Raw genomic sequence first — 13862 nt, forward strand, 5'->3', positions numbered from 1 at the left:
TATATATGATTGAGAGAGGATGAGTCTCCCTGTTAATCCAGATCACGCTATACGTGACGACGGATTAATAAATACTAGATATTCTCTGCATCTCTCATTCCTTGAATGTATGATGCTTTTTGAATCTCACGTCTTCTTACTACAGAAGGCTTTGTAAACTGCTTGCGCTCTCTAAGATTACGCATAGTCTTTGTGCGATCAAATTTACGCTTAAAACGTTTAAGCGCTCTATCTATATTTTCTCCGTCTTTTACTGGTATAATTAACATAGTGGGACCTCCTTTCTTTAAATTCTTATTCGGTTTTCAGACTGCAAAGATACGCTTAAAAAGCAATCCCGCAACAGTAACCTTTATTTTTTTGAAATTTCTTCAGTTTTAGGCTTATAAGTCTTCTTATCGATAACCATTTTTGCAATGATTTCTCGTAAGATTTCAGATGTACCTCCACCTATAGGGCCTAGGCGACTATCACGTAACATACGTGCTAGCGGGTATTCTTCCATATAACCGTAACCTCCTAACATCTGTAAACAATCATAAATTACCTCGTCTGCAATTTTTGTTGCTGTAAGCTTAGACATCGTCGCTTCTTTTACCACATACTCGCCATTACCTAGACGATGAGCCACTGTATAATTAAAAGCTTTAGACATCTCCACCTCTGCAGTACGTTCTGCTAGTTTGTGACGTAATGCCTGAAACTTATCTATTGTAACTCCAAAAGCGGTACGCTCTTTCATATAACCTAACGCATACTCTATAGCATACTCTGCTCGAGCGTGTGCATTAATACCCATAATTAAACGTTCTGATGCAAAGTGTTGCATTATGTACCCAAAACCAGCATTTTCCTCCCCCATTAAATTTTCGGCAGGAACTTTTACATTATCAAAAGAAATCTCACCAGTATCTGATGCTCTCCAACCTAGTTTATCAAGTTTTGTAGCATTAATACCAGGCATATCTCTATCCAAAAGGAAAATACTCATACCCTTACCTCCTAGCTCTGGTGCCGTCTTTGCAGCAACCACTAGATAGTCTGAGTAAACACCGTTTGTAATAAAGGTTTTTGAGCCATTAATAATATAGTGATCACCTTCTTTTACAGCTGTTGTGCGCATACCAGCCACATCACTTCCCCCAAAAGGTTCTGTAATACACAGACACCCTATTTTATCACCAGCGATACTAGGCGCAAGATATTCAGACTTTATTCTCATATCGCCCTCTGCATTGAGGTGCGTCATCGCAAGATAAGCGTGCGCCCATATAGCGGCTGCAAATCCTCCACTATTAATCTTCTGTAACTCCTCTAGTAGTATTACAGTATAAAAGAAATCAAGGTTCATCCCTCCATACTCTTCTGGATAAGCAATCCCGAAGAATCCCATATCTCCAAATTTCTTCCAGATAAAACGTTCTATCTGTCCAGTTTCTTCCCATTTATCAATATGTGGGACTACTTCTTTTTGAAGAAAATCTTTTAAGCTTTCGCGAAAGAGGTTATGCTCCTCTGTAAAATACATATCTGTCATATTCTTATTTTTATCCCTGCTTACTGAAGATATCGCAGGTAATCATAGCACATTTTAATTTATTTGTAAATATAACGCTATTATGTCATATTTGAAGTCTGTCATACCCTCCAAATCTTTCAATTCTTCTAGTGAGCTAATTCCCTCTCTAAGCGTACGATAGTCTACTATTTCTTTTGCCAAATCAAAATTAAGCAATGGAACCGTAGAAAGGTCTGATGCTGTCGCAGTATTTACATTTACAAAACGGATTTCTGGCCTATTTTTTACCGTATAATGATTAAGCACAAGCCTCTTTACAGATTTATCTACACCATAGACACTGTAAATCTGAAAATCCACCTGATAACCTCCCACCTTATCACGATGTCGTATAATAGCAGTAGCAGCATTTTCATCTACACCCTCTATTGCGAGTAAATCTTCATATGTTAAGCTATTAAGCATTCCTTTCTCTTCGGCAGTTTTCCACTTCTTCTTATAATTATTTTTCTTTTGTGGAGTCTTGCGTTGCTCTAGCAACCATTTTGGCCATTTAAAATAGGGAGATATTTGCGCCAGTAGTGAGTCTGATACTTTTGAGACTTGCTGAAACTCTGCTGTAGAGTTAAACCATTTTCCGCTTTCGCGAAAGCGTACTACTCTATCTATTTCCTCTGTACTCATCCCGAGTTTATACCCATTATAATCTGTGAGTAATGTAGGATTAAAAGGATAAATTTTAGGCTTTCTTCTTTCTAGTTCAATCGCTTTAAGCGAGTCTATTTCTTTTTGAAAAGCCAGGACACGAGCATCTTCTTGCAGTGTTGCAGCAGGAGAATCTGTAAGATTTTCACTAACAGCAATAACTCCTAGACACGCAAGACAAAGTATGGCAAAAAATAAAATCCCATTTCGCTTACGTCTGTCGTAAACAAAATGGGATTTAAATAGTTTCATCTTATTTGATCTTAGTCTATAGCTTGCTCCTTAAGCTTTATGGCATCAAGGTATCTTTTAAGCTGCTTTTTTACCACTGGGAATAAGAAGAAAAGACCTACCATATTAGGAAATACCATTGCAAATATCATTGCATCTGAGAATGCCCAGATTGAATTCATACTTGCAGAAGCTCCTACCACTACAAAGGTTAAGAATAATATTTTATATACAAGATCTGCTACTTTACCACGCCCGAAAAGGAATTTCCAAGATTGTAACCCGTAGTAAGACCAAGAAATCATAGTTGATACTGCAAACAGCACAACCGCTATTGTTAGAAACACATTAGAGTAAGGAATGTACTCTGCAAATGCCTTTGAAGTAATACCTGCACCCTCAAAAGATTCTCCACCTATTAATACTGCTCCTGTACCGTCTCCTCCATACTCAAAGAACCCTCCGAAATTGAAGATAATGATTACTAATGCGGTCATAGAACAGATAAGTACTGTATCAATAAAAGGCTCTAATAATGCAACTAGCCCCTCACTTGCAGAGTACTTTGTACGTACTGCAGAGTGTGCAATAGAAGCAGAACCTGCACCAGCCTCATTTGAAAAGGCAGCTCTTTTAAATCCAACTAGTAGTACTCCTATAAATCCACCTACACCGATTGCTGTAGGGTTAAATGCTTCTTGTACAATAAGTGCTACTGCATCATCTATAAGACTAAAGTTACTAAAGATGATATACAAACAAGCAAGAACATACATAACTGCCATAAATGGTACCACCTTCTCAGTTACCTGAGCGATACGTTTTATACCACCTATGATGATAATACCTACTATAATCGCAAGAACAATACCTACTATAAAACCAGAGGCTGCACTTGTCATATTAAACATTTCTTTAAGTACAATGGTTGCCTGGTTAGATTGTGCAGCGTTACCTCCACCAAAAGATCCACCTATACAGAAGATTGCAAAAATTACAGCTGCTACTTTACCTATTGTTGCAAATCCTCTTGCTTTAAGTCCTTTAGTAAGGTAATACATAGGCCCTCCGTATACGGTACCATCTTCACCTACATCTCTGTATTGTACTCCTAGAGTACACTCTACAAATTTTGTAGACATCCCCAGTAAACCACAAACTATCATCCAGAATGTTGCACCTGGACCTCCTAATGCGATTGCTAGTGCAACCCCTGCAATGTTACCATTACCTACAGTACCAGAAACTGCTGTTGCCAGTGCTTGAAAGTGAGAAACTTCACCATCTGAACTTTCATCACGTATTGTGTCTACAATATCACCATCTACAGCGAGGTCGTCATCTATTTTTTCAATATGATCTTCAATGTCTACTTTAGTGAGATCTTGCCCTTGAGCGATACCATCTTCTCCATAAAGCTCTGTAGCCCCGTGTTTTTCAATATCTTCATATTTACCACGTACCGTCTGGATAGCTCTCCAGAAATATCTAATGTTTGGAAAACCAAAGTAAATTGTAAAAAATGCAGCACTTGCTACAAGTAATATAAGTACAAATGGAGTACCTGCTACTTCAAAAAATACGATAGAAGAAAAGAAATCTGAAACAGGCTGGAATGCTTGATCAATTTTTTGATCAATTCCTACTTCTTGGTTGTTTTGTGCAAATGAAATTAATGGAATAAATGCTGATAAAATGAATAGAAGATATTTCTTCATCATATGTATGTGTTTGGTTATAATAAAAATTCAGCTAGCAATATCTAAAAAAATGCCCCTTATTCAAAGGAAAGTCTCTTAAAATAGTACACATTTACTAAATACCGAAAGTAGCCTGTAGCTTTTTGATTTGTTCAGGCCTTCCTATAACGATGAGTTTAGACTCTTTTTCTATTCTCATATCTGCCTCAGGGTTAACTATGTACTTACCAGATGGAGACCTATATCCTATAATAGTACACCCAGTTCTGTAACGTAAGTTAATTTCTTTAATAGTCGCTTCTTTACCATCTAGACATACTTGACTAAAACCTATTTCCTCAACATTTATACTATCCTCCTCTCCTACTACAGATAAGTTGTCTAAAAATTCAATAAGATCTGGAACAACCACAAGAGATGCCATATGGTCACCACCTATGCGATCTGGCATAATCACATTATCTGCTCCAGCAAGTTTGAGTTTTTTTTGTGAAGTTTCTGCCGTTGCTCTACTTATAATTTTTAATGTACTATTAAGCTGCCTCGCACTTAATACAATAAAGAGATTATCTGCATCTTCAGGCAATGCACATAATAATGCAGATGCACGGTCTATTCCTGCTTTTTCAAGAATTTCATCTTCATTTGCATTACCATTTACAAAATGAATATTATTATCAGATTCATATTTTTCAATAATATCTGTATCCATTTCAATCACAACAAACTGCTTGTTGTATGCCATTAATTTTTGAACAGCTTCTTGACCGTTACGACCATAACCACACACTATAATGTGATCATTCATTTTATCTATTTCCTGTTGCACCTTTCTATGTATTAAATCATTGTACGAGCTCCTACTCAATATATATTCTGAAATTACCGTAATGGCAAAACCAACTATAACCACACTAAGGAGGATGAGTATTATTGTAAAAATTTTTGCTTCTGGGGTGAGCGGCACTACTTCACCAAAACCAACCGTGGTAATGGTTATGACCGTCATATACATAGCATCTACCCAAGTATAATCTGCAATAAATCTATACCCTACAACACCTATAAAAAGGGTAATTACAAGAAGTATAACAGCAAGATAAATCTTATGTTTAAATAGAGAGAATAGTCTCATAGATCAAAAACAGAGGTTCGTTTTGTATAAATGAGATCTTTAAGTTTAAGCCAGAAGGCTACGGTTAGGTACAATGCAAAACCTGCTCCCAGCGTTGCAAACGATACGTAAATAAAAAAAAGACGTACATTCTTTGCTCGCATACCTAACCTATCTGCAAGCCTCGATGATACGTAAAAGCCACGTTTTTCAAAATAGTGTCGTATGTTGTAAACAAATTTTAGCATCGTGATACTTAAAAAAACTATTGTAACTAAAAGTGGTTGTGGTGGCGATGGTTTTTGTTACGCTTTCGCGAAAGCGTAATTATACACCTCACGCTATAAGAGCCTAGTTTGCGACCTCGCTCATAAATTTAATTCTATACAGACGAAGCTCCTCATCTTCATATTCTCCATCAAACTCTTCCATAGCGACATCTATCTTATCTGTCTCTGCCTCCATAAAATAATCGTGTAACTCTTCTTGTTGATCTTCATCAAGAATGTCATTAATCCAGTAGTCTATATTGAGTCTGGTACCACTAAAAACTATGGCTTCCATCTCTTTAATAAAATCTGGCATTTCCTTACCCTTTGCAGAAGCAAGATCATCTAGCGGCAGTTTACGATCTACATTTTGTATAATATAAAGTTTAAGAGCACTGTTTGCTCCTGTACTTTTAACAACAAGATCATCTGGACGAAGGATATCATTTTCCTCCACATAAGTCTGTATGAGCTTTACAAAATCTTTTCCATACTTTTTTGCCTTTCCATCGCCTACACCGTGTACGTTACCAAGCTCTTGAATGGTGATAGGGTACTTTATAGCCATATCTTGCAATGATGGGTCTTGAAAAACTACAAATGGAGGTACATCGAGCCTTTTGGCAACCTTTTTACGTAAGTCACGTAGCATTTCCATCAGTTTTTTATCTGCACCGCCAGCTTTTTGGGCAGAGATAATTGTATTGTCTGCATCTACCCCAAAGGTGTGATCATCTGTCATCATAAATGAAGATGGTTCTTCTATGAAGGAAAGACCTTTAGGTGTCATTTTTATCACACCATAGGTCTCTATATCTTTTTTAATATATCCTGCGACAATAGCTTGTCTTAGTAGTGCAAACCAATATTCTTTTTTCTGGTCTTTACCTATTCCAAAGAATGCTTGCTCGTGTGTTTTATGAGAGGTGATGATTGCGTTTTCCTTGCCCCTCAGCGTGAAAACTACTTCTTTACTCTTATAAATTTCTTTTGTGTCACGTATAACAGTAAGCACTTTTACAAGTTCATCTTTTGCTTCGTGCTTCTTTTTTGGGTTGCGCATATTATCATCCAGCATCCCACCTTCTCCAGTAGCGTTATCAAACTCTTCACCAAAATAGTGCAGAATGAACTTTCTTCTAGAAATACTTGTCTCTGCAAATGCAACTACTTCTTGCAATAATGCGTGACCTATCTCCTGCTCTGCTACAGGTTTACCACTCATAAACTTCTCGAGCTTCTCAATATCCTTGTAGGCATAAAAAGCAAGACAATGGCCTTCGCCTCCATCGCGACCAGCACGACCTGTTTCTTGATAATAGCTCTCTATACTCTTGGGTATATCGTGGTGAATTACAAAACGTACATCTGGCTTATCTATACCCATACCAAAGGCTATGGTTGCAACCACAACATCTACATCTTCCATTAAGAACATATCTTGATGTCTTGCTCTAGTCTTTGCATCTAGCCCTGCGTGATAAGGCACTGCTTTAAGACCATTGACCTGTAGAGTTTGTGCGAGCTCTTCTACGCGTTTACGTGCAAGGCAATAGATTATGCCGCTCTTACCTTCATTTTGTTTTACAAACCGAATGATATCTGCATCTACTTGTGCTGTTTTAGGGCGCACTTCATAATAAAGGTTAGGTCTATTAAAGGAAGCTTTAAAAGTATTTGCGTTTGTTATTCCTAAGTTTTTAAGAATATCTTCTTGCACTTTTGGTGTGGCAGTAGCTGTTACAGCTATGATAGGGATATTATCACCTATTCTTCCTATAATCTTTCTAAGGTTTCTATACTCAGGTCTAAAATCGTGCCCCCACTCTGAGATACAGTGTGCCTCGTCTATAGCCAGAAAAGATATTTTCTGCTCACGTAAGAACTCTACATTTTCTTCTTTGGTAAGTGATTCTGGAGCAACATACAGCAGTTTTGTAACACCTCTTGCTATATCCTCTTTAACCGTTTTAATCTCACCTTTAGTAAGAGAACTATTTAAAACGTGAGCAATGCCCTCATCTTGTGAGATACCGCGCAAGGCATCTACTTGATTTTTCATAAGAGCTATGAGAGGAGACACCACAATAGCGGTTCCCTCTGCTATAAGAGCTGGCAGTTGGTAACATAGTGATTTACCACCACCAGTAGGCATTATAACAAAGGTGTGATTTCCCCCTACAATGCTTTTAATTACCTCTTCCTGCAAACCCTTAAACTGACCAAAGCCAAAATATTTCTTAAGTTCTTTGTGTAAGTCTATTTGTTCTGTCTTCATCTATTCAAATGCATTTTTACATACCTTTGTGTTTTCTAAAGATAGTAATTTCCCCACGTTAAACAAATCATAACAAAACCAAGTTTTGAACATTACTCAGCAAATCATTGCTAGCGCACAGAAAACCATTAACATAGAGCAAGCCGCCATTGCAAATCTATCGTCTCTTATAGATGAAGAATTTGCTCAAGCAGTACAAGCTATTTACTCATCAAAAGGTAGAGTTGTTATTACAGGTATAGGTAAAAGCGCCATTATAGCTCAAAAAATAGTTGCAACACTTAACAGTACAGGTACTCCTGCACTATTTATGCACGCGGCAGATGCAATACACGGCGACCTAGGGAGTATACTTATAGATGACATTGTGATATGTATCTCAAAAAGCGGCACAACACCAGAGATTAAAGCCTTAGTCCCACTTATTAAGAAAACTGAGAATACACTCATTGCAATTACCTCAAATAAAACATCATTTTTAGGCAATGAGGCAGACTATGTTTTACACGCTTTTGTAAAGGAAGAGGCTTGCCCTAATAACCTTGCTCCTACTACAAGCACAACGGCACAGCTCGTTATAGGTGATGCCGTTGCTGTAGCACTACTAGATCTAAGAGGTTTTACAGAAAAAGACTTTGCAAAGTATCACCCAGGAGGTGCGCTAGGCAAGCGATTATATCTTACAGTACAAGATATATGTGCCACACACCAGAACCCTGCAGTAACACCAGATGCAAGTATTAAAGAGGTTATCGTTGAAATCTCAAAAAAAAGACTAGGTGTAACCGCTGTCGTTCTAAATGGGGTTATCCAAGGAATAATCACAGATGGGGACCTGCGTAGAATGCTTGCGAAAAACGACTCACTAGAAGGCCTTACAGCACAACAGATTATGAGCGAAAATCCAAAAACTGTAAATCACACAGCTATGGCAATCGCTGCAAAAGATATTCTAGAAGAACATAACATAAGCCAGCTACTGGTCGTAAAAGATGGTAACTATGCTGGCGTTGTACATATACACGACCTCATAAAAGAAGGAATCGCATAATGGCAAAAAAAGAAAAAAAACACCCAGATGAGATGTCCTTTCTGGATCATCTTGAAGAATTAAGATGGCATTTAATAAGAGCAACACTAGCAGTAGTTATCATAGGTGTAGTCGCTTTTATTTTTAAGGGAACACTTTTTAAAATCATCTTTGGGCCACAAAGTCCTGACTTTGTTTCTTACGACATACTGTGTGAGATATCACGCTTCTTTGGAGCCGAAAAGGGATGTATTGCAGATGGTGATATGGACTTTATTATACAGAGTAGAAAGGTTGCAGGACAGTTTAGCGCAGCTATATGGACCTCCATTATGGCGGGCGTTGTGATAGGTTTTCCATACATACTTTATGAATTTTGGAAATTTATCTCACCAGGCTTATATGAGAATGAGCGTAAATCTAGTAAAAGTTTTATAGTAGTTGCCTCATTGCTTTTCTTTATGGGAGCAGCATTTGGATACTTTGTAGTAGCACCACTTTCTATAAACTTCCTTGCCACTTTTAAAATATCTGAAGCCGTTCAAAATGAATTTGACATAGACTCATTTATAGGGCTCGTGCGTGCATCTGTACTAGCTTCTGGTTTCATATTTGAACTACCTATCATTATGTATTTTTTAACTAAAATAGGCCTAGTTACACCAGAATTTTTAAAGAAAAACAGAAAGTATGCGCTTGTAATTGTATTAATTTTGGCGGCCATAATTACACCACCAGATATATCAACACAAGTCATTGTTGCTATACCGATAATTATACTTTACGAGGTTAGTATTTTTATCTCAGGAGGTGTAATAAGAAGAGAAAAACGCCGACTCAAAAAAGCCGGTCTCGCATAAGGAACAGGCAAAAATTATTAATAATTAATCGTTGTACGCTTTCGCGAAAGCGTAAACCCCCACTTACATTATGAGTAACAATATAATAGACGACTTTAATAGTTATCGTTCAAAAATGAATGATAAAATACTCGCAGACAATAACAAAATTGTAAAGCGCATCTTTAATCTTGACACAAACGCTTTTACCGCAGGTGCTCTAGACAAAAAGACAAAAGAACTTTTAGGTCTTGTTGCCTCTACAGTGCTACGTTGTGATGACTGTGTAAAATATCACTTAGAAAGCTGCCACGATGAGGGCGTGACTAAAGAGGAGGTGATGGAAACACTTAGTATAGGTACCCTTGTAGGAGGAACTATAGTAATACCACACCTACGCCGTGCTTATGAGTACTGGGAAGCCCTAGATGAAAAGAAAGGAAATCAATAAGCATTTCTTTTCTGTTATAAAGATCTACAATGCTCGTTCTTAATGAGCGTTATAGATCTTTAAAATAAAGGCTTAAACAATACGTATATTTGTTACATATGAAACTACGCGCAGAAAACTTAATGAAATCTTACAAAGGCCGAAAGGTTGTAAAGGGGATTTCTGTAGAGGTTAACCAAGGTGAAATTGTAGGGCTCTTAGGCCCTAATGGAGCCGGGAAGACTACGTCGTTTTATATGATAGTGGGTCTTGTAAAACCTAATGGCGGTAACATATACCTAGACCAGCAAGATATTACTAAATACCCTATGTATAAAAGGGCGCAAAACGGTATAGGCTACCTAGCGCAAGAAGCTTCTGTTTTTAGAAAACTGAGTATAGAAGATAATATACTAAGCGTTTTACAACTTACAAAACTGTCTAAAAAAGAGCAACTTCATAAGATGGAGGAGCTTATAGAGGAGTTTAGCTTAGGGCATATACGTAAAAGCCGTGGTGACCTTTTATCTGGTGGAGAGCGTAGACGTACAGAAATTGCTAGAGCCCTTGCTACCTCACCGTCTTTTATATTACTAGATGAGCCCTTTGCCGGTGTAGACCCGGTTGCTGTAGAAGATATACAGCGCATCGTTGCACAGCTCAAAAATAAAAATATAGGCATCCTTATCACAGATCACAATGTGCAAGAAACGCTGGCTATCACAGACCGCACTTACCTAATGTTTGAAGGAAGTATACTCAAACACGGAGAGCCAGAAGAACTCGCAGCAGATGAGATGGTGAGAAAAGTTTATCTAGGTCAGAATTTTGAACTAAGAAAAAAGAAGCTCTTTTAATTAAAGCTTACATACAATCTTATAATTAAGATCACCCTCTATACATCTTGTTATGAAATATACTTATACTCTCATACTTGTAGTCCTGTTTTCTATTTTTTGTAAAGCACAAACACCTATTCCTTCTCAAGAGCAAGATACTCTGGGGATTTTAAAACTTGCTTTTTACGACACCAAGGTGATGCTTAAAGGTATAGGCCACGCATACACAGGCCCTCTGCGATGGAAAAAAGATGACTTTATTGTGGCAGGAGCCATTGTAGGTGGTACTGCACTCCTCTACTTTGTAGATGATGATGTAGAAAACTACTTTATAGATAGAAGAGAAGATATCCCTACGGTACTTGACGAAGCTGGAGAGCGACTAGGGAGCCCTCAAGTAGCTTATGGAATTACAGCCGGCACTTATCTTTTTGGGTTATTTACAAAAAATGAGAAAGTACGTCGTACTGGGGCTTTAATGACCTCATCTGCAGTGACCGCTGGATTATTACAAACACTTCTTAAAGCATCAACAGGAAGAAGTAGACCTACTAATGGTCAAGGTAAATTTAGCTTTAATCCTTATAGTGGCGAGGCTGGTTTTAGAGCATTCCCTTCTGGTCACACCATTCTTTCTGTAACAATGGCTCACGCAGTAGCAAAGCAATTTGATAATGTTTGGGTAAAGGTTGGTATTTATGCTATAGGCTCTATAGCTCCTTTACAAAGGTTATGGGGTGGAGCGCACTGGCTTACAGATGTGGCCCTTAGTGCTGCACTTAGTATTGTGATTGTAGATTCTATAGATAACTATATGAACAAGGCAAATGTATATCCCGACGGCTCTAAGAAAAAAAATAGCATTTCTTGGAAATTTAATGTAGGCTTAGGTCGCGCCGGGCTTACTGGTACTTTCTAGATTAACTTACTGGTAAATTTTCTTGCTTCTGTGCTTTTATAGTAAGCACAAGCATTACTACCCTGCTTATCACAAAGCATAGCAACCCAAAAACGGTACATAGCAAGGCTACTTTGAGCCCTCCTGCCATCATAGGCTGTGAGATATTTCCATTTCCCTCTATAGCATCAAAGGCTGTAATAAGACCTATAGTAGACCCGAGAAGTCCCCACATAAGTGCAAAAAGACTGAGATGACCTATGAGCTCTAGTGTATTTCTTACACGCTTTTTACCTACAAGTGCTAAAATAAATAAGACTACTACTGCAAGTAAAACAAGTAAAATAGGTACCATAAATAATGGCCCTCCTTCATTAATACGATCGATAATTTGTGACATAATATATAGTGTTAAAGGTTAAAAATAATTCTTTTAATGCTAGAGACGTATCATCTCTATATATATGTTTTCAGTTTTTATGCTTTCGCGAAAGCTAAAAAAGCTCCTATAGCTATCCTCTTTTTTAATCCTCAACTACTAACTCTGAATACTTGGCAGTTAACTTGTCAACATCAAATGTTCCTTGATCTTTTAAATGTTCATTAAAGAATCGTACAACGGTCTCTGAAGTTATTCTACTTGCTAGACTTTTATCTATGCTGCCGCTTTCGCTTAGTTTTGAAATATTTATGATATATGGAATATCCATAAAACTTGCGTGACCTGAGTTTTGTAGCAAAAAACTAGTAAAATTTGCAATATTATCTTCTCGATAAACTTGAGTATTAATCTTAGGGTGATTGTCTGGCCAGTCTGAAGATAATAAAACAAGTGGCTGCCTTATAGTATCATTTATTACAGTACCCCATTGTACTCCATCTATATTAAACCCTGCTTTAATTTTAATACTATTTACCATTGCTTGCCCTATAGCTGCACCTCCTTGTGAATGACCGAAAACTCCAATATTGTTAAGATCAATATGATTAGATAAAAATGATTTTGCATTCCATACTTCAAGCTCATTAATAACTACCTTTACATCCATAGCCCATCGTTGAGTGATTTCTGAAGCATAATAGTTTAACACCAATCTTTCTGCTATGGCACGTTTTTCTACTTTTGTGGTTGCATTGAGAAAATCTTGAGAGCTAGTCCAGGCGAGATCTGTCATTTCTTGATTAAGTTTTTGACTATCATATTCGGCATTAAAATATGCTATACGTCCATCCGGAAATAATGAACCCATACTCTCATAGGTGTGATTGATTACTAAAACAATATATCCGTGACTTACGATATCTTCAATAATAGCAGAATATCCCGTTGCATTAGAATACTGACCGTGTGAATATATTAATACAGGAAACTCACCTGGCGCAACTTGTGCATCTTTAAACGTATGTGTTTCAATTAAGTCTAAATAATTAAAAGACGTTATGGGTAAGCCATATTTTAATGCAAACCCCTGTCTATCTGCCTGATTTAAATAAGGCTCTCTACTTTCCTCTTCTGGCGCTGCAGGAAACCAAGCTTTTATCATTAATTCTCTTGTATCATTAGGGTCTTCGGTAATGATTTCATCAAGATCAGTCTTTAAATAAATATCTTGAGCTCCCACTTCATACACCCCGGTAGGCTCCGGCAATGTAAAGACTGGGAAGATATATGGTAAAACCCAGGCAAGGCTCAAGGATAAAAACAAAAAAAGTCCCACCACTATTTTCTTAAATAAACTGCCCCTAAAAAAGACTTTTCCAAAACATAGTAATAGCATACTAATAAGGAGTATAAAATATGCCGGAATCATTTGCCAGCGATAGCCTTCTAAAATAATTTGCAACAAAGTCACTACTAGAATTGAAATTATTAAGATTTTCTTATTCAAACCTCTCACACGTGTTATCACAAGCGGTAGCACTGTTATCATTACTAGTATTAAAATTTCTAAAATTCTCATAGTTATTTAAATTAATCTATTTCAAAAGCTCAGCGTAAATGTAAAATCT

The 13862-nt window shown here is 37.3% G+C and carries 14 protein-coding genes; 5 read left to right on the top strand and 9 right to left on the bottom strand.

Translation table 11 applies throughout. The features are described 5' to 3' along the window. Positions 1 to 74: 74 nt before the first annotated feature. The 7 genes from rpsU to MED134_RS04990 all read right to left on the bottom strand — a co-directional run bounded on the left by rpsU (position 75) and on the right by MED134_RS04990 (position 7816). Positions 75 to 269: a 30S ribosomal protein S21 gene (gene rpsU, locus MED134_RS04960; protein WP_013749868.1), complete on the bottom strand. Its 195-nt coding sequence runs from the start codon at positions 267 to 269 to the stop codon at positions 75 to 77. An 83-nt stretch (positions 270 to 352) separates the two neighbouring features. Beyond that, positions 353 to 1537, bottom strand: a complete 1185-nt coding sequence (locus MED134_RS04965; RefSeq protein WP_021778464.1) for an acyl-CoA dehydrogenase family protein — start codon at positions 1535 to 1537, stop codon at positions 353 to 355. Positions 1538 to 1591: 54 nt separating this feature from the next. Beyond that, on the bottom strand, positions 1592 to 2476 hold the full coding sequence (locus MED134_RS04970; RefSeq protein ID WP_021778463.1) for a helix-hairpin-helix domain-containing protein: 885 nt from the start codon (positions 2474 to 2476) through the stop codon (positions 1592 to 1594). 11 nt (positions 2477 to 2487) lie between these two features. Further along, on the bottom strand, positions 2488 to 4173 hold the full coding sequence (locus MED134_RS04975) for an alanine/glycine:cation symporter family protein (RefSeq protein WP_038597141.1): 1686 nt from the start codon (positions 4171 to 4173) through the stop codon (positions 2488 to 2490). Positions 4174 to 4270: 97 nt separating this feature from the next. After that, positions 4271 to 5290 (bottom strand): potassium channel family protein, encoded by a 1020-nt coding sequence (locus tag MED134_RS04980; protein ID WP_021778461.1) that lies wholly within the window; start codon positions 5288 to 5290, stop codon positions 4271 to 4273. Then, on the bottom strand, positions 5287 to 5517 hold the full coding sequence (locus MED134_RS04985; protein ID WP_021778460.1) for a hypothetical protein: 231 nt from the start codon (positions 5515 to 5517) through the stop codon (positions 5287 to 5289). The genes MED134_RS04980 and MED134_RS04985 overlap by 4 nt, the downstream gene beginning before the upstream one ends. A 103-nt stretch (positions 5518 to 5620) precedes the next feature. Continuing rightward, entirely contained in the window at positions 5621 to 7816 is a 2196-nt protein-coding gene (locus MED134_RS04990; protein WP_021778459.1) for a RecQ family ATP-dependent DNA helicase, read from the bottom strand. An 85-nt stretch (positions 7817 to 7901) separates the two neighbouring features. On the opposite strand from MED134_RS04990, the gene MED134_RS04995 reads away from it, so the two are divergent. The 5 genes from MED134_RS04995 (at position 7902) to MED134_RS05015 (ending at position 11873) form a co-directional block, all read left to right on the top strand. Next, positions 7902 to 8867 carry an SIS domain-containing protein gene (locus MED134_RS04995; RefSeq protein WP_021778458.1) on the top strand — a complete coding sequence of 322 codons (966 nt, stop codon included), beginning with the start codon at positions 7902 to 7904 and terminating at the stop codon, positions 8865 to 8867. Further along, complete coding sequence (tatC, locus tag MED134_RS05000; protein ID WP_021778457.1) at positions 8867 to 9706, top strand: twin-arginine translocase subunit TatC; 840 nt, start codon at positions 8867 to 8869, stop codon at positions 9704 to 9706. Before MED134_RS04995 ends, tatC begins: the two co-directional genes overlap by 1 nt. 70 nt (positions 9707 to 9776) lie before the next feature. Further along, positions 9777 to 10136 (top strand): carboxymuconolactone decarboxylase family protein, encoded by a 360-nt coding sequence (locus MED134_RS05005; protein ID WP_021778456.1) that lies wholly within the window; start codon positions 9777 to 9779, stop codon positions 10134 to 10136. Positions 10137 to 10234: 98 nt separating this feature from the next. Next, positions 10235 to 10972, top strand: coding sequence for an LPS export ABC transporter ATP-binding protein (lptB, locus tag MED134_RS05010; RefSeq protein ID WP_021778455.1), 738 nt, complete (start codon positions 10235 to 10237; stop codon positions 10970 to 10972). Positions 10973 to 11024: 52 nt separating this feature from the next. Then, the gene (locus MED134_RS05015) at positions 11025 to 11873 is read left to right on the top strand and encodes a phosphatase PAP2 family protein (RefSeq protein ID WP_021778454.1); all 849 of its coding nucleotides are present in this window, start codon (positions 11025 to 11027) and stop codon (positions 11871 to 11873) included. 1 nt (position 11874) lies between these two features. On the opposite strand, the gene MED134_RS05020 is transcribed toward MED134_RS05015, so the two are convergent. Together MED134_RS05020 and MED134_RS05025 are read right to left on the bottom strand one after the other, a co-directional pair. Then, positions 11875 to 12252: a MotA/TolQ/ExbB proton channel family protein gene (locus tag MED134_RS05020; RefSeq protein ID WP_021778453.1), complete on the bottom strand. Its 378-nt coding sequence runs from the start codon at positions 12250 to 12252 to the stop codon at positions 11875 to 11877. Positions 12253 to 12376: 124 nt separating this feature from the next. Beyond that, a complete protein-coding gene (locus tag MED134_RS05025) occupies positions 12377 to 13783 on the bottom strand; it encodes an alpha/beta hydrolase family protein (RefSeq protein WP_158407700.1) in 1407 nt (468 codons plus the stop codon). Positions 13784 to 13862: the final 79 nt, after the last annotated feature.

Source organism: Dokdonia sp. MED134 (assembly GCF_000152925.2).
GTDB lineage: Bacteria > Bacteroidota > Bacteroidia > Flavobacteriales > Flavobacteriaceae > Dokdonia.